This is a genomic window from Novosphingobium sp. 550D, assembly GCF_057401885.1.
Genome location: NZ_CM171613.1, coordinates 917441 through 939897 on the forward strand (window position 1 = coordinate 917441; position 22457 = coordinate 939897).

Annotated in this window: 20 protein-coding genes; all 20 read left to right on the forward strand. The window is 59.6% G+C overall.

The genetic code is table 11. The features are described from left to right. The 20 genes from AC2S2E_RS04440 (at position 1) to AC2S2E_RS04535 (ending at position 22398) form a co-directional block, all read left to right on the forward strand. Positions 1 to 1776, forward strand: a complete 1776-nt coding sequence (locus tag AC2S2E_RS04440) for an asparagine synthase-related protein (protein WP_486523869.1) — start codon at positions 1 to 3, stop codon at positions 1774 to 1776. A gap of 14 nt (positions 1777 to 1790) precedes the next feature. Continuing rightward, entirely contained in the window at positions 1791 to 2813 is a 1023-nt protein-coding gene (locus AC2S2E_RS04445) for an ATP-grasp domain-containing protein (RefSeq protein WP_486523870.1), read from the forward strand. After that, complete coding sequence (locus AC2S2E_RS04450; protein WP_486523871.1) at positions 2785 to 4023, forward strand: glycosyltransferase; 1239 nt, start codon at positions 2785 to 2787, stop codon at positions 4021 to 4023. Before AC2S2E_RS04445 ends, AC2S2E_RS04450 begins: the two co-directional genes overlap by 29 nt. After that, positions 4020 to 5255, forward strand: coding sequence for a hypothetical protein (locus AC2S2E_RS04455; RefSeq protein ID WP_486523872.1), 1236 nt, complete (start codon positions 4020 to 4022; stop codon positions 5253 to 5255). The genes AC2S2E_RS04450 and AC2S2E_RS04455 overlap by 4 nt, the downstream gene beginning before the upstream one ends. Positions 5256 to 5270: 15 nt before the next feature. Next, entirely contained in the window at positions 5271 to 7220 is a 1950-nt protein-coding gene (locus tag AC2S2E_RS04460) for an acyltransferase family protein (RefSeq protein WP_486523873.1), read from the forward strand. A 17-nt stretch (positions 7221 to 7237) separates the two neighbouring features. After that, on the forward strand, positions 7238 to 8422 hold the full coding sequence (locus AC2S2E_RS04465) for a hypothetical protein (protein WP_486523874.1): 1185 nt from the start codon (positions 7238 to 7240) through the stop codon (positions 8420 to 8422). A 65-nt stretch (positions 8423 to 8487) separates the two neighbouring features. Further along, positions 8488 to 9663: a glycosyltransferase family 4 protein gene (locus AC2S2E_RS04470; protein ID WP_486523875.1), complete on the forward strand. Its 1176-nt coding sequence runs from the start codon at positions 8488 to 8490 to the stop codon at positions 9661 to 9663. Positions 9664 to 9740: 77 nt separating this feature from the next. Continuing rightward, the gene (locus AC2S2E_RS04475) at positions 9741 to 10895 is read left to right on the forward strand and encodes a glycosyltransferase (RefSeq protein WP_486523876.1); all 1155 of its coding nucleotides are present in this window, start codon (positions 9741 to 9743) and stop codon (positions 10893 to 10895) included. Between the two features lie 8 nt (positions 10896 to 10903). After that, entirely contained in the window at positions 10904 to 12091 is a 1188-nt protein-coding gene (locus tag AC2S2E_RS04480) for a glycosyltransferase family 4 protein (protein WP_486523877.1), read from the forward strand. Further along, positions 12088 to 12810, forward strand: a complete 723-nt coding sequence (locus AC2S2E_RS04485; RefSeq protein WP_486523878.1) for a sugar transferase — start codon at positions 12088 to 12090, stop codon at positions 12808 to 12810. Before AC2S2E_RS04480 ends, AC2S2E_RS04485 begins: the two co-directional genes overlap by 4 nt. Then, on the forward strand, positions 12803 to 13924 hold the full coding sequence (locus tag AC2S2E_RS04490) for a hypothetical protein (protein ID WP_486523879.1): 1122 nt from the start codon (positions 12803 to 12805) through the stop codon (positions 13922 to 13924). Before AC2S2E_RS04485 ends, AC2S2E_RS04490 begins: the two co-directional genes overlap by 8 nt. Continuing rightward, positions 13921 to 14991: a GNAT family N-acetyltransferase gene (locus tag AC2S2E_RS04495; RefSeq protein ID WP_486523880.1), complete on the forward strand. Its 1071-nt coding sequence runs from the start codon at positions 13921 to 13923 to the stop codon at positions 14989 to 14991. Before AC2S2E_RS04490 ends, AC2S2E_RS04495 begins: the two co-directional genes overlap by 4 nt. Then, entirely contained in the window at positions 14988 to 16199 is a 1212-nt protein-coding gene (locus AC2S2E_RS04500) for an ATP-grasp domain-containing protein (RefSeq protein ID WP_486523881.1), read from the forward strand. The genes AC2S2E_RS04495 and AC2S2E_RS04500 overlap by 4 nt, the downstream gene beginning before the upstream one ends. Positions 16200 to 16206: 7 nt before the next feature. Then, on the forward strand, positions 16207 to 16950 hold the full coding sequence (locus AC2S2E_RS04505) for an ElyC/SanA/YdcF family protein (protein WP_486523882.1): 744 nt from the start codon (positions 16207 to 16209) through the stop codon (positions 16948 to 16950). A gap of 36 nt (positions 16951 to 16986) precedes the next feature. Further along, positions 16987 to 18213, forward strand: coding sequence for a DegT/DnrJ/EryC1/StrS family aminotransferase (locus AC2S2E_RS04510; RefSeq protein WP_486523883.1), 1227 nt, complete (start codon positions 16987 to 16989; stop codon positions 18211 to 18213). Between the two features lie 136 nt (positions 18214 to 18349). Continuing rightward, positions 18350 to 18649, forward strand: a complete 300-nt coding sequence (locus AC2S2E_RS04515; protein WP_486523884.1) for a LuxR C-terminal-related transcriptional regulator — start codon at positions 18350 to 18352, stop codon at positions 18647 to 18649. Then, positions 18642 to 19688 (forward strand): sugar-transfer associated ATP-grasp domain-containing protein, encoded by a 1047-nt coding sequence (locus AC2S2E_RS04520; RefSeq protein ID WP_486523885.1) that lies wholly within the window; start codon positions 18642 to 18644, stop codon positions 19686 to 19688. The genes AC2S2E_RS04515 and AC2S2E_RS04520 overlap by 8 nt, the downstream gene beginning before the upstream one ends. 29 nt (positions 19689 to 19717) lie before the next feature. Further along, the gene (locus AC2S2E_RS04525; protein WP_486523886.1) at positions 19718 to 20326 is read left to right on the forward strand and encodes a DUF1800 family protein; all 609 of its coding nucleotides are present in this window, start codon (positions 19718 to 19720) and stop codon (positions 20324 to 20326) included. Between the two features lie 19 nt (positions 20327 to 20345). Next, on the forward strand, positions 20346 to 21191 hold the full coding sequence (locus AC2S2E_RS04530; RefSeq protein ID WP_486523887.1) for a DUF1800 family protein: 846 nt from the start codon (positions 20346 to 20348) through the stop codon (positions 21189 to 21191). 13 nt (positions 21192 to 21204) lie between these two features. After that, a complete protein-coding gene (locus tag AC2S2E_RS04535) occupies positions 21205 to 22398 on the forward strand; it encodes a DUF1501 domain-containing protein (protein ID WP_486523888.1) in 1194 nt (397 codons plus the stop codon). The last annotated feature ends 59 nt before the right edge of the window (positions 22399 to 22457 follow it).

A 22457-nucleotide genomic window follows, 5' to 3' on the forward strand; every position in this document is an offset into this window, starting at 1 on the left:
ATGACCAAGGTTATTCTCGCGTGCTTTCGCGATCCCGTTTCGCGCCTCGCGCAGGCGAACGCTGTCCGCGATGCCTGCAGTATCATTGCGGCTCGCCTCGCAGGCGAGCGGCCCGAAGCCTATCGGGATATTCCCTCACCGCTGGTCGGTGAAACCGATGATGGTGTGGTCTCGGTCTGCTTCCAACATGTGCCTGGTGTCCGTCGGATGGGGGCTGGCGTTGCGCTGGGACGCATGTCTGGTGATGTTGACTGGCATGTACCGGGTGGGCCGGTGGGCGATGGCACTTTTGCCCTTTTCCGGGTTTCAGAAGCAGCAGTCGAGTTGGTGACCGATGCGATGGCCACCCGCACCATCTGGTATTACCACGACGAGAGCTGTTTGCTCGCTGCCAGTTCGGCGCGGATGCTGGTCATGCTGCTGGGCTCGTTCGTCCCGAATTTCGAGGCTGTCCCGTGGATGTTGGCAAATGGTTCTCCCGGACCGGCGGGTGGCTGGGATCGGCGGTTGCGCATGATACCTGCTGACCATCGTCTGTGGCTGGACCGAGCGAATTGGCAATTGTGCGAAGAGTCCTTAACCCCTGATCGGCGCTTTGCCTTACCGCCTGACATGCCTCGCCGTCGCTACCAGGCCGCGTTCAGCGCGGCACTGGAGTCCAGCATGGAGGCTCTGCCGACAGATGATCGGCATTGGTTGCTGCCCTTGTCAGGCGGCTATGATAGCCGGTTGCTGGCCTGCCTGCTGCGTGAGCGGCCAGATCTGCATACGATCACCTGGGACATTTCAGTCGATCCCATGCGGATCAATCTTGAGATGGCCGTCGCCAAGCGCCTGAGCGCTGCGCTAGGACTTCGACATGACAGCGTGCGTCTGCCTCCTCCGGACGCGGCTATGCGCAACGAGGTCATGGAGCGCTTCTTGCGCACCAGCGAGGGGTTGACGGATGCTGTCAGCGCCTATCTCGATGGCTTCGCCTTGTGGGGTGGGATGCAAGAACGAGGTATTCACGGCATTCTGCGGGGCGATGAGCCCTTCGGTGGCCAGGGCTGGACCCCGGTACGGGATGAACGTGAGGTTCGTCTCGGGTTGGGCCTGGCGCTGCTGGCGGATCTACCATCCACCAGCTGGCTGGCCGAAGCCTGTGGTGTCGATCAGGCATGGCCTGAAGCACTGCGTCGCCTTCCTGGCGAGGGATTGGAGGACTGGCGGCACCGATTGTATCGCACATACCGTGTGCCCGTTGTGCTGGCCGCCTTGACCGAGACCAAAACGTCCTATGTCGAGGTGCTCAATCCCCTGCAGGCGCGCGGAGTGAGCGGATTTGTCGAAACCCTGCCCAACGCCTTGCGTAATGATAAGGCGCTGCTCGTCGAGACGGTCAACAGACTTAGTCCGCCTGTACCCTATGCCAGCCTGCGCGAGGGTGATGAGTTGAACAATTTCCTGCGTTCTGATGAAACGGTGGCGATTATACGCGCAGGCTTGGATACGCCTGCGGCTCGCGCCATCTTGTCTTCTACGGTCATCCATGGGCTGCTCGGGCGGTTACCCGCTCCGGGGAAGGCGCCGAGTGGAGGTTACCGGCGGACCTTGCTGGGCCGTATACGCGCATGGCTCCCGTATTGGGCAAAGCGACATTTACGGCGCCTTGCACCCGCAGCGCCAGTCGAGCCTTGCCTGTTGGCCTTCCGGGCATGGATCATCGTGCGCATTCATGCCGTGCTGCAGGAAGATGCAGCCATCCTTGCCTCTCCGATCGGCTCTGATCGGTGATTGGGAAACATCCAATGTCCTTGAAAATTGGCATCCACGGTCAAGTGACCGCTTTTTCTTCGGTATGGGCGCGACTTGCGCGCCAGCGAGGCCTGGAGGTTATGATCCTTGATGCTCATGGAGCGGGGTTTCTTGACGAGGTCCGTGCCTGTGATGCCTTTCTCTGGCACATGAACCATCTGGATGACCGCGATGTGCGGTTTGGCCCCGCCATGATGCAAGCTCTCGAAGAAACCGATATTCCCATTTTTCCCAATGCCGCGACAGCTCGCACCTTCGATGACAAGCTTGCACAAGTACGGTTGTTCGCTGCGGCGGGAGTTTCCGCGCCGCGCAGTTGGTGTTTCCTCAACGCGGATGAGGCCCATCGTTTCGTCGATAGCGCCACTTGGCCGCTGGTCTTCAAGCTGCGGGGTGGTGCCGGCTCTGGTAATGTGCGCAAAGTCGGCTCGGCGCGGGAGGCGCATGCTTTGATCCGACGGATGTTTGGCCGAGGCATGCGGGCCAGCGCGGTGGGGCTGACCGCCGCGGGCAGTATCGGGAAAATGGCACCACGCTCTCGGCGAAGCGGGCGGGAATGGATCGCGGGAGCTTCGCGTGTGCTGCGGCGAACGTTGTGGCCTCAGCGCGAGCGTAATTACGCTCTGTTCCAGGAATTTATTCCCGGTTGTGATCACGATATCCGTGTCACGGTGATCGGTGCGCGGGCCTTCGTTTTCCGGCGGCGGGTACGGCCCAACGATTTTCGCGCCAGCGGTAGCGGGTTGATCGACTTTCTCCAACCGGAAGAAATTCCCATGGACATGGTCACGGAGGCTTTTGCGCTTTCGCGGCGTTGGGGCTTCCAGTCGATGGGCTATGACTTCGTCCGCCATCCCGATGGCGGAATAAGACTTATTGAGATGTGCTACGTTTTCGTGAGCGCGCCGGTAGAGGGCTGCCCAGGCTATACGGATGCCGAAGGTGGTTGGATTCCCGGGCATTACTGTCCCGAGGAACTCATTCTGGATGATCTTCTGGCCTCCCTCGATGAGTGAGCGGCAGCCGGTTCTGGCCCTGTTGTTACCTTACCCCCTCGATCCCCTGGTCGGAGGCGTGCAGCGCGTGACATGGCAACTAGGCAGTTATTTCGCTGATCGCGGTTGGCGGGTGATCTACGTGTCGCTGTCAGCTCATGGCCATTGTCAGCCGCTAAAGGGCGTCCTTGAACATCCTGCTCGAGATTTGCCCGAACGGATCGGTCCCATTCGCAATTTTCTAGATGGGGTGATTGCGCGGCATCGGCCCGATGTCGTGATCAACCAGATGGCATTGTCGCGCGTGATTGGCGATGCGCTATGGACGGTCAGCAATGCTGGGCAAAACTGCACCGTTCTCGCCTGCTATCATAACAGCCCGGCACTTTATCGTGATAGTTTGGTACATATTCTTGGCCACCGGCTCCGCAAGTGGCCCATTTTGCGCCGGTTCATCGACAATGTGGCGGGCCGCTGGGTGCTGAATGCGCGTCACCGCCTCCTGACGGGGCGGAGCTTCCGGCGGGTCATGGCGCATTGCCACCGCCTGGTGCTGTTATCGCCGACGTTTTTCGAGGAACTGCGCTGGTTCGTGCCGGATGTCGACATGGGTAAGCTGGCAGCGATCCCCAATGGCTTTCCGCTGGCGACAGCGCCTCTGCCCGATGAGAAATGCAATCGCCTGCTGTTCGTCGGGCGGATGAACAACCTCCAGAAGAATGTTTTCCTGCTACCGGATTTGTGGGCTGGGCTTGAAGCACAGTTGCCAGACTGGGAATTGCATCTCGTGGGCGACGGACAGGACATGTCCGAACTGAAAGCCATGTTCGCTGCCCGGCAATTGCCGCGCGTGATTTTCCATGGTCGTCGTGATCCGACCGACGACTACCGCGCCGCCCGAATATTCCTGATGGTTTCCGCCTATGAAGGCTTTGGTAACACGCTGATCGAAGCACAGATGCAAGGTGTGGTTCCAGTTGCTTTCGATACATATTCCGCCTTGAGCTGGATATTACACGACGGGAGCGATGCCCAGATCGTGCCTGCCCATGATGTTTCCGCCCTCGCAGAGGCCATCGTGGCGTTGGCACGAGACTCTGCTCGTCTTACCGCAATGAGCCTCGCTGCGGTCGAAAATGCCAAGCGATTTTCCGAAGTCCGTATCGGCGTTCAATGGGAAGAGCTGTTCGCTCAGCTCGGTGTGTGGCCCTGTAAGAGGCAAGAGGTATGAGCGGTCGTTTGGCGCGAACCTCAGTTGGCACCTTCCACCGGCCAGCGTCGGCACTGCTGGCTTTGGTATGGCCCATTGTTGGCGGTTTTCGTGATCTGTTCGATTACCCTCGCAGCAGGGTTCTGGCCGGCTTCCTGATATTCTGTGCCTATGCTGGTTGGACATTCGTGCCCCTGAAGGGTTCGGATGCCTATTCTTTCGCGGCCCAGATCGATCTCGCGCGGCGCGGTCTGCCCACTATCGTCGGCGAACCGATACCTTGGTTTCTTATCCACTTTGTCGCAACCCTGGGGCTGGCGCCGTGCTGGTATTTCATTCTAACCGCTATTCTGTATGGGCTGATCGTGTCAGCAGTCCTAAGAATATTATTTCGAGCCGCCCCTGAAAGCATAACAATTGGGCATGCGGCGTGGTTCTTCTATCTCGCTTTCGTGTTGAACTACCCGGTATTCGCGTCGATCGCCGCGCGCTACCACCTCGGTCTGTGGGAGATGACGCTTGCCACGCTCCTGGCTCTGGAAGGCCGCTGGCGGCTTGCTTTCCTTGCCGGCGTAGTCGGCTTTCTGATTCATTTCGGCTTTTCGATTTTTCTGGCGGCAATGTTGATGCTGTTCGTGACGCGGCGGTTCGGCAAATGGCAGATCATTATCGCCTATGTGATGCTGGCAATCTCTTTCGCCTTGCCTTCCAATCTTATTGAAGTTGTCGGTAAGGACCTATCGAGTTTCGTTGGCGGGAATTTTGGTAGCAAGATCGCCAGTTCCGTAAAATATGCCCAAAACACCGAATTTGGTGCGCAAATGGGTGGGGCAGACGAATCATGGTTCTTGAGATGGTATACTCAGATCATCATGTATTCCCTGCTCGCTTCGGCGCAGATATTGTGGTTGGCGGTGCGACAGAGGCCAAAAGATCGGTATTATGCCATTTGGGCGCTCGTCCTTTTTATGTGGGTGATGAAAAACATCGTCGGCGGTGATCCGGAGGCGGCAGGTCGCGTCGGGCGTAATATGACGGCGCTCCTTCTGTTGTTTCACGCAAGCTGGTTTCTCGAGAAGCGTTCGGGTGCGGCGCGATCCATTATGATAACGTCACTTCCTATTTTATATTATTATATCGTTTATTACAGGATATGGCTCGATCAAGCCAGTATGGCCTCACTCCTTCCTCTTCCATGGGGCGTGTTCCGCGACGAGCTTCCGCGAGCGATGCAGCCCTTCTTTGGCGGGTAAATCGGCAGTTATCGCATGAAATACAGGCCTGAAATCGATGGGCTCCGCGCTGTTGCCGTGGTGCCCGTGGTACTCTTCCATGCCGGTTGCACGGCACTGGGCGGAGGCTATCTCGGGGTCGACATATTTTTCGTTATTTCGGGCTATCTCATCACGTCAATTATTGTCGATGATCTCGACAAGGGAAATTTTTCGTTCGGAAAGTTCTACGAGAGACGAGCGCGACGTATTTTACCCGCCTTGTTCGTGATGATGCTGGCCTGCGTGCCCTTCGCCTTGCTCTGGATGACGCCAGACAGACTGATAGAATTCGGACAAAGTGTCATGGCGACAGCGCTGTTCGTCTCGAACATTTTCTTCTGGCGTAAAGTCAATTATTTCGAGGCGCAGGCTGAAGAGAAGCCTTTGCTCCATACATGGAGCCTTGGGGTTGAAGAACAGTTCTACATCATCTTTCCAATTCTGATCGTGGTGCTGTATAAGAGCCGTCGGGATTTGCGTTCCGGACCTCTGGCCATTCTGGCGCTGTCGGGCTTTGTACTCTACGCCTATGTGCTCCGCTTCAAGCCGGAAATCGCCTTCTATCTCGCACCGGCCCGAGCATGGGAACTGCTGGCGGGCACAGCCTGCGCGCGGGTGAGAGCAGTTGCCGGTCAACGGGACAAGGCTTGGCTTGCCGCGACTGGGCTAGGCTTCATCTTGCTGGCGATTTCCGGCTGGCCCGGCACCATCGGCATCCCGGCGCTGCCAGAAATCCTGGCGGTTGTCGGTGCCGCCACAATTATTCTCTTTTCAACGAGCTCAGGGGTTGCAGGCGCCATTCTGGCGTCACGCCCGGCGCGGTTTCTCGGTCTGATCAGCTATAGTACCTATCTGTGGCATCAGCCGCTGATGGCCTTTGCTCGCATCCGTATCCTGCATGCCGAAGGTTGGCCGATGGCGGCCATGACGCTGCTCTCCTTTATCTTAGCATATTTGAGTTGGCGCTTCATCGAAGTGCCCTTCCGGACCCGGCATCGGATTTCGCCTCGCGCCATTTTGCACATAGCATTGGCAGGATCCCTGCTGGCGGTGGCTTTTGGCGGGGCAGTTTGGGCAGGGCAGGGTTTTTCACCGCGTCACACGCCGGCTGGTCCACGTTTTGCTGATCTCGCAATTGATAGCAAACTTGCCGAAAATAGCGGGCTGGGTGCCGAATGCGACGAGCAGTTTACGCTCTCGCCGCATTGCCGAACGGCAAACGATCCCGAGATCATGCTCTGGGGCGACAGTTTCGCCATGCACCTCGTGCCAGCTTTGAAGGCGAGCGATCCTGACATTCGGCTGATCCAGCACACGAAGTCGTGGTGCGCGCCGATATTGGGGGTTGCTGGCACCAATGCCTCGCATCCGCCCCATTGGTCCAGGCAGTGCATCCAATTCAACGATCGCGTCGCGGTCTGGGCAGGCCAGCAGCATGGTATCCGCTATGCCGTCCTTAGTTCGCCATTCGGGATCATTAGCGGCACGTTGGTGAAGCATGATGGGACCGTGATTACCGCAGATCAATATCCCCTTGTTCTGCTCGGAATAAGGCAAACGGTCGCGCGATTGCTGGCGGTGGGGATCCGGCCAGTTATTATCTCTCCCACGCCCAAAAACGACTCCGATATTGGCCGTTGTCTGGCATATGGCGCAGTTTTCGGCGAACCTGCAAACTTCTGCGACTTCAGTAAGAACGATTTTTCAGCCCAGACACGGGCTGCCTACCGCCTCATGGCGGATGTCTCGCGCATAGCGCCGGTAGTGATGCTGAGCGATTTCCTGTGCCAAGGTGGCACGTGCCGTACACGGGCCGGAAACATATTCCTGTACCGTGACAGTGGGCATCTCTCGATCGAGGGCTCCCGCTATCTCGGCCGTCGGATGGCCCTGACCAGCCTGATCAAGGCGCGCGCCGATGCGTTTTCCTATCCATCGTCTTAAAACGAAAGACTTCCAGAATGTCTTCCGGGCTCAACCCCTTCGCTGCGTTTGCAGACATCCTTCGCACCCGCGGCCGCGGATTGAAAAATGCCCTCGCTCGCGGTTATCCGGCTCGCTGGATTGTCGTCGACGGGTGGAAGAACGCTTTCTCCCGTCGCCACAGTGACCGCTGGATCGTGTTCGACAGCGACGATTGGGGAAGTCAGCGCGTGCCCTCACGGAGCGTTTTGGAGACGCTGATCGCACGGGGTATCCTGACAGGAACATCTCCTTATGACTTTGATACATTGGAATCCGCCCAGGATATTGGCGCGTTGCTGGAGGTGCTCGCTCAGGCAAAAGGTGCGGACGGTCAATCGGCCGTCTTTTCCTGCTATGCCAATCCAGCGAACCCCGATTTCGCCGCGATCCGCGAGAACGATTTTTCCGCTTATGCGTGGGAGCCGGTCAGCACCACGCTGGCGCGGCGGGGCGATGCGGCTGAGGTCAAGGCGGCATGGCGCGAAGGCATGGACACAGGATTGCTTGCGCCGCAATATCACGGTCGCGAGCATTTGCAGGTGCGGTTGTGGATGGAGCATCTGCGTCAGTCACCACGCGTTCGCCAAGGGTTTGAACTCGGTTTCTACAGTGTGCCGCAACCCGGCCTCCCGTCTGCGGCCAGAGGTTTTCGTGCGGCGAACTTCTTCATCGATCCAGCGGAACTGACGGATCTGGCGCAGATCATCCGGTCCGGAGCGGATTGTTTCGAGAGTGAATTTGGGCGGCGTGCGGAAATTTATTGCCCGACCAACAATATCTTTCATCCGGCCCTCTACTCCGCAGTTGCGGAGGCCGGTTGCCACGCCCTCATCCGCCACGTCCGCAATGCAGAGCCTGATGGTCGTGGTGGGCTGCGGCGGGTATGGGGGCAGAAAGGCTTGGTCGAAGCAGGATTAGAGTGGTTCGGGCGCAACACCCTGTTCGAACCGGCATTGGGATATGGGGTGGATCATGCTCTGGCCGGGATCTCCTCGGCTTTCACCTGGGGCGTGCCAGCGGTGATTTCCACGCATAGGGTGAATTATGTGGGAGGCATCAATCCAAAGGTTCGGGATGCCGGGCTACGCGGCCTCAAGGAATTGTTCGACGAGATTGCCCGCCGCTGGCCCGATGCGAACTTCGTGCCAAGCACCCGGCTGCTGTCATCGGTACAACCATAATGGTCTGCGCGGGTTCGAACAACACGAATACAGCCATGCCAAATATGAGTCACAGTGGTCGACGGGTGCTTTTTGTGCATGATGGCCCGATCTATGTCGGGCCTGATCGCATACCTCGTGGCGTTCATTACACCGATGCTCTGATCGACCGCTACATGGGGTTGGGCAGCGAACTGACTTTCCTGATGCGCGCGGCAGACGTCCCCCAGGCGGAAGCGGAGCGCTACAGCCCTTTGGTCCGAACGGGGTTCCGCTTTCTGGCCGTTGCCAATGTCAAATCGCTATCCTCCCTGCTCACCAGAGGACGTCAGGTGCGCCGGATTGTCGCCGAGCAGGTCGCGAACCACGAGGTCGTGGTGGTGCGCCTGCCCAGCACGCTCGGTCGCTGGGCTTTTCGAGAGGCGAAGCGGTTGAACAAGCCGGTGCTCGTGGAATTCATGGGCTGTGCGTGGGACACGCTCTGGTATCACTCCTGGAAGGGCAAGCTGGCGGCTCCGTGGTACTTCTGGCGTAACCTCAGGCTGATGCGGAAAGCCAACCATGTCGTCTATGTGACGGAGCGCTTTCTGCAAAAGCGCTACCCCAGCCCAGGCAAATCCATTGCATGCTCCAATGTCGTCATCAGTCCCGCCGATCCGCAAGTTCTGGTGAAGCGGTTGCAGTGGATCGAAGGGCGCGACACGCGGGAGCGAATTGTTCTCGCCACGATGGGGGCTACCAATATCGCCTACAAGAATCAGGCGCTTGTTATCAAGGCTTTGAGCAGGTTGGGCAGGGATCGCCACCGTTTTCTCTATCGCGTGATAGGTCAGGGAGATCCGGCGAGGTTGCGTACCCTGGCCAGGCGACTGGGGGTGGAGGACTGCGTGGACTTCGTCGGTGCGGTGCGTCACGCCGAAGTTCCGACATGGCTCGACAGCACCGACATTTATATTCAACCCAGTCGCACGGAAGGGCTGCCCCGGGCCTTGATCGAGGCGATGAGTCGGGGTTGCGCAGGACTTGGCTCAGCCGGAGTTGGGGGAATACCCGAGTTGTTGCCGCCCGACCGGCTTTTTGCGCCAAGCGATGCCGTGAGCCTCAGTCGCCTGATCGCAGAATTTGACGCGGAAAAGCTGCGTCATGATGCAGAGCGCAACTTCGCGCGGGCCAGCGACTATACGTCGGATGTGCTCGAAGCGCGGCGTCAGGCATTTTTCGAGGAATTTCTAAAGGATAATACAGGCCGCTTGCCTGCTTGAAACAAGCACCGGCGTTCTGGGCTATCATCGATCGTGCTGCCCATGATGGCCAGCCTATTCTGCCTTCGTAATCGATAATGCCTATCTTTCAGAGACATAGTGATAACGAAGAACGCATCGACAAAGGCCGCATAGGTTTTGTCATCGTCAATTCCGAGATCGGCGGCATGCAGACCTACGTGCTGCGGTTGTTAGCCTGCTTGCCTGTGGGCACGCGAGCGGTGGTGTTCGTGCGCTCTGGCAGGCCAGGGGCGCTCCACGAGGCGCTGACGGGCACGGGCGCAACGCTGGTCTATGGGGGCCTGGGTTACGCTCACCCGCTGCACCTGACCCGATTCTATCGTCGATTGCGCGCGGAAAAGCTGGATGCACTGGTCGATCTCACCGGCGTTTTCTCCGGGGTTTCGTTGGCCGTAGCGTGGCTGGCCGGCGTCTCTCGCCGGATCGTGTTCCACCGCCGCTCGACATATGCTTTCCGGCCAACCCGCGCGCGGTTGGCTTTTGCCTGGCTGTCTCTGAAGTTGGCGGAATTCTTCGCCACGGCCATTTTAGCCAATTCGCAGACAGCGTTGGATGGCTTCCATGCTCGACTGGTCGGCCGTGACAGTCGGTTGGCGGTGATCCCCAACATCATCGACGGTGCTGACATGGCACCGCGCCGATCACGGGAGGCCATACGAAAAGAACTTTCGCTGCCCAGCGATGCCACCGTTTTACTGCATGTCGGGCGCGTCGATCCGGCCAAGGATCACGCGACATTGTTGCGCGCGGTGAATGAGGCAATGATCGGTGATATCCGCATGTTTGCCGTTCTGGCTGGCCCAGGAACCGAAACACTGGCTGTCACGCATCCAGGTTTGATCGCGCCAGAACGCGCTGATCGCTTCCGATTGCTGGGGAATCGGGCGGATATCGCTGACCTCAATAACGCTGCCGATGTCTTCGTGTTTCCCTCCGTAACCGAGGGACAGCCCAACGCCCTGCTGGAAGCGATGATATGCGGCCTGCCAGTCGTGGCCAGCGCCATCGCTCCGATCCGTGAAGTAGTGCCCCGGCGTGGCCACGACTTGTTGGTCACACCGGGCGATATACTGGGCTTTGCCAGCGCCATTCAAGCCTGCGTCAACGACGCCGCCGAAGCCGATGCCCGACGTTACCAAGCCGAAGCGATCCAGATTACCGCGCCGGGTACCATTCTGCCGCGCCTTTTTTCCTTCATTTTGCCGGAATGACTCAATCCATGTCTGAAGATGCAGCCTCGCCGGGTTCCCGGCGCGTACTCTATGTTGCGGTGTCGCAAGGACATCTTGCGGTGTTCCATAACCCCTATCTCGCAGAGTTGCGCCATCGTGGTTATGTTGTGGATGTCGCAGCGGGTGCAGCGCCAGGATTTGAACTGGCTCCGGTGGATTCCTTCGTCGATATCCGTTTCGCTCGCTCACCCCTGCGCTGGGGCAACCTGCGAGCGTTCTGGCGATTGCTTCGGCTCATGCGGGCCAACCGTTACAGCTTGGTTCACTGTCATACCCCGGTAGCCAGCGCGCTGACCCGCCTGGCAGCCCCCTTCGCGCGGGGGCATCCGGTCATGCTCTATACCGCCCATGGTTTTCATTTCTTTCCCGGTGCGCCGCGGACGAACTGGCTGCTGTGGTTTCCGCTGGAATGGTGGCTGACCCGATTCAGCGATTTCGTCATCACCATCAACCGCTGGGATTCCGGTGCTGCCCGCCGCTTACTGCGGGCTCGCCGGTCGCGTCTCATTCCTGGCATCGGCGTCGATCTGGACCGCTTTCAGGCTCCGTCGATCGAGAGCGGCCAAAAGATGCGAGTGCAACTGGGCCTATCCGAACAGGCGCTGGTGGTCCTTTATGTCGCTGAATTCATTCCGCGAAAGAACCACGCCTTTCTCATCAATGCGTTCGCCCGCATCCGTGAACGGGTGCCAGGGGCATGTCTCCTGCTGGCGGGAGATGGCCCGCTGCAAGATGCTGTGCGAGCACAAGCAGCCGAACTCGGTATAGCCCAAGCCGTGCGGCTGTTGGGCTTTCGCCGGGATGTGCCTGAATTGGCCAGTGCCGCCGACATTGCGGTCAGTACCAGTCGTCAGGAAGGCTTGGGGTTGGGGCTCGCTGAGGCGATGGCCTGCAGCTTACCAGTCGTCGCCAGCGAGGATCGCGGGCATCGAGAATTGGTTCGCAATGGCGAAACAGGTTTTTTGTATCCGCAGGGAGATATGGCGTCCTTTGTGGACCATGTGGTGCTGTTGGCACGTGATCCGGTCATGCGCGTGAAGTTTGGTGAGGCAGGCCGAGAGCATGCCCATACCTTTGGTTTGCCCGCTGCTTTGTCGGCCATGCAAGCGATCTATGCCGAAGCGGAAGCCCTGGCCGACAGCCGTGTCCGTGATGAGCTGAGAGATGTCCAGTGATCCGTAGCTATGCCCTTGCAAAGCGTTCGACGGATCTGGCGATGGCGTTGGCGGCTTTGTTGGTCGCGGGGCTGGTCATCGGGATATCCGCGCTGGTGGTGTGGCTGGAAGATCGGTCGGCTTCGCCCTTTATCCGGCAGGAACGGATCGGTCGAGGCGAACGTCCGTTCCTGCTCCTGAAATTGCGTTCGATGCGTGCGGAGCGCTTCCGCGATGGCCGCAAGCTGACCGACGCCGAGCGGATGCTGCACAGCGGCGCTTTCTTCCGAAAGTACAGCGTCGACGAACTGCCGCAACTCGTGAATGTGATCCTTGGGCAAATGAGCCTGATCGGTCCCCGCCCCATGCCGATCGCCTATTTGCCCTACTTCACGCCAGTCGAACGTCGACGTCACAGCGTCCGGCCGGGCATGAGCGGGCTGGCGCAAGTCAATGGCCGGAATTTCCTGACGTGGGAGCAGAAATTCGCGCTTGATGTTGCCTATGTCGAGCGTTTCGGCCCGCATGTCGATTTCGAGATATTCCTGAAGACGCTGTGCCGGATCGTGCGGCCCAATGATGTGGGGGTGCGTGGAGCAGATCTGCCGGTGATCTCGCTGCATGAGGAACGTCGGCCCTGGAGCGAGGTCGCGGCCGATGATCGCCATGGTGACGCGCGTCCCGTCACACCAGCATTCGCCAACATCGCCACCGCCGAAAGGCAGGCATCCGATGCTTGACCCCCTCTCCGAAATTCGACCCATGCCGCTTGGTGGAAGCCGGTGGGAGTTGGGCTCGCATTACTATCTGCCGGATCTCGCATTCTCACTGGTCTGGGGTGAGGCCGAGCGGCCTCTTCACGAACGGCTACAAGCCGTAGCTGTCGGCTCGGGTCGGATCGCTCTCGGTTGCCTTCTCGCGCATGGTGTAGCCCGGCGTGGCTGGCGGCGGCTGTGGCTGCCCAGCTATTTTTGCGAGGATGTTGTCAACTATCTGGCTGGCGCGCCCGTAAGGGTGGCCCGCTATACCTGTGGTCCATGGAATAACACAGGCATGCCCGAGGGCGAGCCGGGTGATGTGTTGCTGCGTGTGAACTATTTCGGTTGGGGCCTGCCCCCCTTGCCGCGCGCCTTCGCAGGCGAGGTGATCGAAGATCATACCCATGATCCACTTGCCGGCCAGAACAGCCATGCCGATTTCGCCATTGCTTCGCTGCGCAAGGTATTGCCGTTAGCCGATGGCGGCCTTTATTGGTCCCCGGCGGGCCATGACTTGCCGCTGGCGCCGCCTCCCTCACAGGCCCATGAAAGCGCTGTGTTGACCAAGCTGGCGGCCATGGCACTCAAACGTGCCTGGCTGCAAGGGAATGGTGACGATCTCCCTTCCGACAAGGAACAGTTCCGCCGGCTGGAACTGCTTGGCGAGGAAGCCCTGCTACGAGGCGTTGCGGCACCTATCTCCGATTGGTCACGGCTGTGGCTGGAGCGCCTATCGCTTGATCGGCTCAATGCGGTACGAGCGCGCAATCATGCGGCGCTGCGGGCGGCGTTGGCCGAAGTGGCGATGGTGCAGGTTTTAGGACCGGAAGCATCGACCGCCCCTGCCATGGCGGTTCTCGCCTTACCAGACCCTGCCTGGCGGGACGCCTTGCGTTCGCGGTTGATCGCTCAGCAAATTTATCCTGCGGTACTCTGGCCAATTCCTGCGCCTGTGGAAGGGGAGCATTGTCCAGCCCACGCCTTCGCCGCCACCGTTCTCATGCTTCACATCGACAGCCGCTACACTTCCGATGACATGCGTCGGGTAGCGATGGCCGTCCGTTCCGCTTTGAAAGATTGCCTGTGTCAATCATGATTGCCGAATTTCTCACCACCGACGATCCTCGCTGGCCGGCCGCATTGAACCGGTTGCCGCACGATTTCTATCATCTGCCGGCCTATGTCGCGCTTGAAGCTGAATGGAGCGATGCTTTCCCCCTGGCCTTCCTGTATGCCGAGGGGGATACGGCCATGCTGCTGGTTTTGCAGGAACGCGTCACTCCAAGCGGTCACGCCCGTGACGTGGTGACACCCTATGGATATTCCTGCCCACTGTTTTCCGAGGATGCGGACGACAATTTCCGCCTCCGGGCCTTACGGACCTATCAGCGGGCGGCCCGCGAGCGGGGCATCGTCACCAGCTTCATTCGCCTGCATCCTCTGCTTACGGCTGGATTGACGGATCTGGATGAAATTGGCGTCGGCAAATGGGTCCAGAACGATCGCGGTGTCACTTTGACCATGCCGATGACGGGCGACGATGCGACATTTATGGCCGGTATGGCCCGTGGGCACAGAGCCGGAGTGCGAAAGCTGCGCGAGGCTGGTGGGCACCTTGTGCTCGACACTCCCGAGGTCTGGACGGCATTTCCCGAGATTTATCGACACACTATGCGGAAAGTCGCGGCAAGCTCCGACTATTTCTATTCTGACGCCTATGTCGAATGCTTTCAGCGCGATCTGATCGATCACGCGCATTGTGCAGGCATCGCTTCGCCAACAGGTGAGATCATGTGCGCCGGCCTGTTCACTCGGGTTGGAACCATACTGCAATACCACCTCAGCGGCACCGCCGAAGGCTTTGCGCGACAGGCGCCCATGAAACTGTTGCTGGCGGACATGCGCCGCTGGGCCTTTGAGCAGGGCATCGTCCATTTCCATCTTGGCGGTGGCTTGGGCGCGAAGCGGGATTCGCTATATGAATTCAAGCAACAATTTGGCGGGGCCGAGTGGCCGTTCCGCACCGTGTCCGTGATCCATGATGCCGGGGCTTATGCCACGGAATGTGCATGGCGTGCCGAAAAGGCCGGTGGCGTTGTTCCGCCTGACACGGGCTTTTTCCCCTTGTATCGCTCGCCCCTCCCGGAAGGAGCCGAGGCATGAATGCTTCTTCCGGCAAAAGCCTGTTGGTGCTGGGCGGTGCTGAAAAATCTGTACCGTTGGTTCGCCATGCCCTGGATAAGGGGCATGATGTCGTTCTGTGCGACCTAAACCCGGAGAATCCCTGTCGTGCGCTGGGTTGTGAGTTCGTCGAAATCAGCACGATGGATCGGGAAAGGGTCCAGGCCGTAGCACGAACCTATGCGGTTTCAGGGATTGTAGCTTTCGGTTCGGACGTGATGGCTGTCGAAGCGGCCTGGCACGCGGAACAACTCGGGCTGCCTGCCAATCCCAGCGCCATGGTGGACATCATGGGGCGGAAGGACCGCTTTCGCACCTTTCTGGCAGACCACAGTTTTCCCGCGCCAGCCTGCCATGTGGCGAACAGTAGGGGCGAAGTGGATTGGCTGGCCAGTGGCCTGCGTTTGCCGGTCATCGTCAAGCCGGTGGATAGTGCAGGCAGCACGGCGGTCAGCCGCGTTGATTGTTGGAACGATCTGCCCGCTGCCTTTGCCGAAGCAAAAGCCGCTTCCCGGTTGCATCAGGTGATCGTCGAGGAATTCGTCACCCGTGCCCACCCCCACATGATCGCCGGTGATGCCTTCGTGGTGGATGGCCAAGTGGCCTATTGGGGCTTGCTCGACAGTCACCGCGCCGCGCCCGCTGTCCCTTTTCTGCCTACCGGCACATCCTGGCCCGCCTCGCTGGACGCCGCGCGGGAAAAGCTGGTGCGCCGACAGGTGCAGGCGCTGGTGACGGCTCTGGGCCTGCGTTTCGGGCCGCTAAACCTCGAACTGATGTTTGGCGACGATGGCGCGCTCTATGTCATCGAGATGGCGGCGCGCAACGGTGGTAACGCCATTCCGCAATTGTTACAGGCCGCTACCGGTGTCGATTTGGTTGCCATGCTGGTCGCGGCCAGTCTGGGTGAGCCGGTCGATGTGCATGCGAATTACCAGGAGCACTATCTCGCCAACTACATGATTCATAGCCCGGCGGCAGGACGTTTTGCGGCCGTGCGGATCGATCCGGTATTGGCGCCCTACGTTGAGGAGATGACGCTCGACGTCGGTGTGGGCGATCCGGTGTACGCCTTCAACCGGGCTCCTCACGCTATCGGCACACTGTGGCTGCGGTTCCCTGATGCGGCAACTCAGCAGGCCATGCTGGCCCGTGCACCAGAACTCGTGATGGTTCGGTTGCAATCCTGACATTGTCGTGAGCGGTTTTCTTCAGAACAGTGTCCAATCCCCGCTGGCTTGGCTGGTATTCGGGCTGCTGGCCGCCTTGTACATCGGCGGCCTGGCGCGATGGGCGGCTGGGATCATCGGAATCGCAGCATGGTTGCTGGGCACCACCCCTGTCGCGGATATGTTGATCCGGCCGCTTGAGGCACCCTTTCACGTTGCCTTGCCCATTCCTGTCGCGCCTCAGCCGCAATGGATCGTGGTGCTCGCTGCTGGCGCGCATTGGGAAGCCGACCTGCCGCCCGGCGCGTGGCTTGGCGAGGAAAGTCTCTATCGTGTGGCCGAAGGTGTGCGCCTGCAACGAGCCATGCCCCATGCGAAGCTGCTGTTGCTGGGCGGGCTGGAGCCTGCCGATCCACAGGTTCATCCGCAGACCTATCCTACCGTAGCGCGGATGATGGGCGCGGATCCGGCGCGATTGGTCTATCTGGTCGGAGCCGCGAACACCGCAGCGGAGGCGCAAGCCGTGGGCCGGATCGTCCCTCGCAGCGCCACACTGTATCTCGTGACCTCTGCCAGCCATCTGATGCGTGCGGAATGGTTGTTCCGACGCGAAGGTTACCAGCCGATTCCGGCACCCGCGCAGGAGTGGGCGACATCCACTCGCCGACCGGCTGGCTTTGGTGCCTTGATGCCGCAAGCCGACAACTACCGAAAGGTCGAGCGTGTGTCGCACGAAGTCCTCGGCCTGCTCAAGCTGCGGTTGTTTGGCTGACCCCTTTCGTCTGCTTCCATACTTTCGGGAAACATCATGCTCGATACCCAAATTGCTCCATGGCCCTGCTTTACGGAGGAGGAAGCCGATGCGGTTCGCCGCGTGCTGCTCTCCAACAAAGTGAATTACTGGACTGGCGAAGAATGCCGATCCTTTGAACGCGAATTCGCCGCCTGGGCGGGAACTCGCTACGCTGTCGCGCTCGGCAATGGCACACTGGCGCTTGATGTGGCCCTGCGAGCGCTGGGTATCGGCGCGGGCGACGAGGTCATCGTGCCGCCGCGTACCTTCATGGCTACCGCGTCAGCGGTTGTGCAGGCTGGCGCTGTGCCGGTGTTCGCCGATGTTGATATCGAGAGCGGCAACATCACCGCCGATACGATCACCCGCGTGCTGAGTCCACGCACACGGGCGGTAATCTGTGTCCATCTCGCTGGATGGCCCTGTGACATGGACCCGATCATGGACCTCGCACGTCGCCACCGCCTGATGGTGATCGAGGATTGTGCACAGGCCCATGGCGCCCGTTACAAGGGGCGCAGTGTAGGCAGTATCGGCGATGTCGGGGCCTGGAGCTTCTGCCAGGACAAGATTATGACTACCGGCGGCGAAGGCGGCATGGTCACCACGGATCGCGAAGACCTTTGGCGCGCGATGTGGAGCCTCAAGGACCACGGCAAGAGTTGGGAAGCGGTGTATGAGCGCGCCCATCCGCCAGGGTTCCGCTGGGTCCATGACAGCTTTGGCCATAATTGGCGGATGACCGAGATACAGGCGACGATCGGCCGTATCCAGTTGCGTCGCATGGCCGGGTGGACCGCTGCGCGCGCAGCCAACGCCGAACGACTGGCGGCGTTTTTGCGCCCCTATGCCGGGCCGAATGGTTTCCTACGTTTGCCAGCAGGACCTGGCGAAAGCGGCGTGCATGGCTGGTACAGGTTTTGCGCGCTCGTCCGCCCTGAAAATCTGCCTGCAGGGTGGAGCCGGGATCGTCTAGTTGCTGCAATCGCTGCCCATGGCATGCCTTGCCTCCAGGGATCGTGCTCGGAAATCTATCTGGAAAAAGCCTTTGAAGGCACGGGCTGGCGCCCGTCCGAACGCTTGCCGGTGGCCCGCCTGCTTGGCGAGACCAGCCTGACGTTGCTGGTCCATCCGACCCTGACCGACGGTGACTTCAGCCACATTGGCCGCGTCTTGCAGGCCGTGTTCACCGACCTGAGCACCACTGATCAGGCCAGCTTGGCGGCGGGGCAGGCGATCTAGGGACCTGTGTCCAAGCGCTCCCGGGCAACGAAGAGGCTGGCAAGGGACAAACCCTAGCGGGGCAGTGGTCAATATCCTCAATGTCTGCCGAGAAAAATCCGTGCAGAATCATCATGCTGAAATGTAAGGAATAGTCATGGGTGACCTCGATCCCAAACCCGCATACCAGCGCAGCAGTCCGTGCCGCTTTCCCATGCCGAATGATGCTGAGGTGTATCGATTGGTCAACAGCCTCACTCTACGAGAATTCCAGGTTATGGAACTGGCAATGGATGGCCTGTCCAACCGGGAGATCGGAGACAATCTATCAATCAGTCCCCGAACCGTGGAAATCCATCGCACGCTTGCGCGTAAAAAAATGGGAGATGTCCGTACCGCTCAGGCCATATGCATTCTTCAGAGATACTTTGTTTCGATCGAGAACGCCAATGTCTGAAATGCTTCACACACTTGGTCGGCGAGTTCGGGCGTTGCGATACCACCGTGCCCATGCAGTGATGGCGACCCGGGTGCTCAAAGCGGTTGAGCGGCAGCGAGGGACCATATCCCGCACGCAGATAGCCCAATGTGATCAGTATGCCATCGAGACGCTCGGGTCGAAGAGCTATGCACCCTGGCTTTACGTCTATGCCGCTTTGTCTGGGGGTTTCCGCGAAGGGTGGATCCCGGACAATTACTATGGTGCCGTTGTCTCGCCGCAATTGAAGGGGAGCCATGGGGCTATTTCAGGACTTAAGAGCATGTCGGGTCGCGTCTTCGATAGTCAAAAATTCCCGGACGTTGCCTATTCAATCAATGGAAAGTTACTTGACACATCTTATCGTGTGCTATCCGATAATCAGCAAATTATGGGGGCGCTGTTCGGGAGCGGCGATCAGATTATTTTCAAGATGGATCATTCGTCTAGAGGTGACGGCGTTCGGTTTTTCGACAAGAAGACATGGTCCAGCGTGTGCCTCTCCGCATTGGGCAACGGGGTATTCCAGCAAAAGATCGTGCAGCACCCGCTCTTCGCTTCTTTTGGCAGCAGCGCGGTTGCGACACTGCGCCTGACTACTTTGGCTGACACCACAGGTCAGGTCACGCTGCGGGCTGCCTATGTACGACTAGGGGCAAATGGGGATCTTCAGGTCATGTCGGCTTCGCATATTCGTGTCCCGGTCGATCTGAAGAGCGGTCGGCTGGACACGCTCGGCTATTTGTCAGACTGGAGCACGACTGTGGGGCATCCTGCCAGTGGAAAGTGTTTTGCCAACGAAAGCATCCCCTCCAGGCGGCAATCCATAGATGCGGTAATCGCCCTGCATCAGAAGGTGCCCTTCGTCGCCTGCATTGGCTGGGATGTAGCCATCAACGAGCAGGGCGGCGTTGAAATCATGGAATGGAACGGCGAACACAACGACATCAAGTTCAGCGAGGCGACGCAGGGTCCGTGTTTTGTCGATCAGCATTGGGAGCGGTTGCCCGGCGTATGACGTACCCGAGGAAACGGGGCGTCAGTGCGATGGGCATCGCACTGGCTATCGTGGTTGGGCAGGTCCCGGTTGCCCAGGCTGGCGTCTCGTCCCTGCCCACGCCGGCGGCGATCGCCCAGGCCAACCGCGTGACCTGGGGTGTCGATTCGGCGGCGCTAGTCCCCGAAAGCACCTCCTGGCAGCGCCTCACAATGCCGGACCCGCTCCTTCCCGAGGCGGCGCAGGTCCAGATCGCGGCGATGCGGATTACCCGCGAGCCACTGTTCACCATCGAGGCTGAAATCGTGGTGCGGCAGCAAGCGATGGAACGGGTCGCCGACCCTATCCAGAGAAACGCGGTGCGTGAGGCCATCAACCAGACGGCGATCGCAGTTCTGAATGAAGCGAAGACCCGTTCGATCCTGCGTGATCTCTATTCATCTGCGCAATTGCGCGAACAGATGACGTGGTTCTGGTTCAACCATTTCAATGTGTCCGGGGTCACGCCCGATTTCATCGTGCTGGTCGGCGACTACGAAAACTCGCTACGCACTCACGCGCTGGGCCGGTTTCGCGATCTGCTGTCCGTTACTCTGCATCACCCGGCGATGCTGCGATATCTGAATAACGAACAGAACGCTGCAGGTCGCATCAAATGAGAATTACGCTCGCGAAATCATGGAATTGCATACCATGGGCGTGGGTGGCGGCTATACCCAGACAGATGTGCAAGAGTTGGCCCGTATCCTGACGGGTATGAGTATCAGCACCAAAACGGGAGTGCCGAAGCTGACGCCTGCACAACAGGCGCTTTACCAGCATGACGGCTTGTTCGAATTCAATCCCGCTCGTCACGATTTCGGCGCCAAGCATTTTCTGGGCAGGACGATCGCTGGCAGCGGGATGGCCGAGGTCGACCAGGTTCTCGATATGCTCGCTGCTTCACCGGCGACGGCCCATCATGTCTCAACGCGGCTGGCCATGTATTTTCTGGGGGAAAACCCTTCGCAGGCCTTGGTGGATAGCATGACCCGCACATTTTTGAGCAGCGATGGTGATATGAACGCCGTGTTGCAGGTGTTGATCACCTCGCCGGAATATCGCGCCTCACAGGGCAAGGTGCTGAAAGATCCGATCCATTACGTGATCTCCGCCATTCGTCTGGGTTATGATGGCAGGGTGATCGAGAATGCCGAGCCGATCATCCGCTGGGGCCATGATCTTGGCGAAGGTCTGTACGACCGGGGCACGCCCGATGGCTATCCATTGGAAGCTGCCGCATGGTCCGGGCCGAGTCAGATGGAAGCCCGCTTTGAAGTCGCACGCCAGATCGCGGTGAGTTCTGGAAAGCTGTTCCAGCGGGACGCGGCGGAGCGGCCACCTTTCCCTGTGCTCCAGAACGCTGTGTCTCATGAGTTTGCCGGGACTTTGAGTGCCCAAACGCGAGTCGTGCTCGATCAGGCCGCCAACCCTCGGGAATGGGACGTGCTCTTCCTGTCCTCGCCTGAATTCATGCACCGTTGAGAGGTCCTGGCCGATGCTGCGGAATCGTCGGGATGTGCTGAGGCAGGCGGCGGCGCTGCCCATGGTGGCTTTGAGCGGGCGCGCGTGGGCCGCACCTGCTCCAGGGATACCGCGGTTGCTGTTGGTATTCCTGCGTGGCGGCTACGATGCTTTGAGCGCCGTGGTGCCCATATCCAGCGATGCCTATTATCAGGCGCGCCCGACCATCGCGCTCGCGCGGCCCGACCCGACCAATTCGAACGCTTGTGTCTCGCTGGACGGTGATTGGGGTTTGCATCCGGCGCTGGCGGCTTCGCTGCTGCCATTCTGGCGCAGCCGGCAACTCGCCTTCGTACCCTTCACCGGGACGAGTGACATGAGCCGTAGCCATTTTGAAACGCAGGAAACCATCGAACTGGGACAACCACTGGAAGGCAATCGCGATTTCCGCTCGGGGTTCATGGGGCGCCTGGCCGAATGCCTGTCCGGGGGGCGACCGATTGCCTTTACGACGCAGCCTCCATTGTGTTTCGGGAGCAAGGTGTTGGTGCCTAACGTCGGCCCCACATTGATGTCAGAGCGGCCGACGCTGGGGGGCCATAGCGCCGCGCTGATCGAGGACATGTATCGTGCTGGGAGAGGGCTGGATGTCTCGGTGCGCGAAGGCTTTCGGATCCGCGATGCCGTCTGGCGGTCGGCGCAGGGGGATCGGCCTGACGCGATGACCTCGCGCGGATTTCCTATGCTCGCGCGCAGGATCGGTTTACTGATGCGCGATAACTTCAACCTCGCTTGTGTGGATGTCGGCGATTGGGATACCCATGTCCTCCAGGGCGGGGCGCAGGGAGAACTGGCCGGACGGCTTGGTGAGCTGGGGCGCGGCTTGGCCGCATTTGCAGATGCATTGGGGCGACAAGCCTGGCGCGACAGCGTGGTGGTGGTGATTTCTGAATTCGGCCGGACCTTCCGTGAAAACGGCGATCGCGGCACCGACCATGGCCATGGAACCACCTTCTGGGTCATGGGAGGTGGTGTCCATGGCGAAAAAATAGCAGGAAATCAGGTGGCTGTTACGCTGGAAAACCTGAACGAGGGGCGGGATTTGCCCGTTCTGACCGACTACCGATCCATGCTCGGTGGCCTGTTCCGCCGGTTCTATGGATTGTCTCACGCGAGCTGTCAGGCCGTCTTTCCACAGACACAGCCGACCGAACTCGGCTTATTGTAGGCACGTCTTTGGGGCCAGTGCCCTGAATAACGAGGCCATAGGTGCCAAAGACACTGAAC

Bases quoted from the DNA above. Each gene is read 5' to 3' on its own strand.
- AC2S2E_RS04490 (WP_486523879.1), top strand. From the start codon at position 12,803: ATGCTTGACCCCCTCTCCGAAATTCGACCCATGCCGCTTGGTGGAAGC.
- AC2S2E_RS04525 (WP_486523886.1), top strand. From the start codon at position 19,718: ATGGGCATCGCACTGGCTATCGTGGTTGGGCAGGTCCCGGTTGCCCAG.
- AC2S2E_RS04455 (WP_486523872.1), top strand. From the start codon at position 4,020: ATGAGCGGTCGTTTGGCGCGAACCTCAGTTGGCACCTTCCACCGGCCA.
- AC2S2E_RS04515 (WP_486523884.1), top strand. From the start codon at position 18,350: ATGGGTGACCTCGATCCCAAACCCGCATACCAGCGCAGCAGTCCGTGC.
- AC2S2E_RS04450 (WP_486523871.1), top strand. From the start codon at position 2,785: ATGATCTTCTGGCCTCCCTCGATGAGTGAGCGGCAGCCGGTTCTGGCC.
- AC2S2E_RS04535 (WP_486523888.1), top strand. From the start codon at position 21,205: ATGCTGCGGAATCGTCGGGATGTGCTGAGGCAGGCGGCGGCGCTGCCC.
- AC2S2E_RS04500 (WP_486523881.1), top strand. From the start codon at position 14,988: ATGAATGCTTCTTCCGGCAAAAGCCTGTTGGTGCTGGGCGGTGCTGAA.
- AC2S2E_RS04475 (WP_486523876.1), top strand. From the start codon at position 9,741: ATGCCTATCTTTCAGAGACATAGTGATAACGAAGAACGCATCGACAAA.
- AC2S2E_RS04530 (WP_486523887.1), top strand. From the start codon at position 20,346: ATGGAATTGCATACCATGGGCGTGGGTGGCGGCTATACCCAGACAGAT.
- AC2S2E_RS04495 (WP_486523880.1), top strand. From the start codon at position 13,921: ATGATTGCCGAATTTCTCACCACCGACGATCCTCGCTGGCCGGCCGCA.
- AC2S2E_RS04510 (WP_486523883.1), top strand. From the start codon at position 16,987: ATGCTCGATACCCAAATTGCTCCATGGCCCTGCTTTACGGAGGAGGAA.
- AC2S2E_RS04480 (WP_486523877.1), top strand. From the start codon at position 10,904: ATGTCTGAAGATGCAGCCTCGCCGGGTTCCCGGCGCGTACTCTATGTT.
- AC2S2E_RS04445 (WP_486523870.1), top strand. From the start codon at position 1,791: ATGTCCTTGAAAATTGGCATCCACGGTCAAGTGACCGCTTTTTCTTCG.
- AC2S2E_RS04460 (WP_486523873.1), top strand. From the start codon at position 5,271: ATGAAATACAGGCCTGAAATCGATGGGCTCCGCGCTGTTGCCGTGGTG.
- AC2S2E_RS04520 (WP_486523885.1), top strand. From the start codon at position 18,642: ATGTCTGAAATGCTTCACACACTTGGTCGGCGAGTTCGGGCGTTGCGA.
- AC2S2E_RS04440 (WP_486523869.1), top strand. From the start codon at position 1: ATGACCAAGGTTATTCTCGCGTGCTTTCGCGATCCCGTTTCGCGCCTC.
- AC2S2E_RS04465 (WP_486523874.1), top strand. From the start codon at position 7,238: ATGTCTTCCGGGCTCAACCCCTTCGCTGCGTTTGCAGACATCCTTCGC.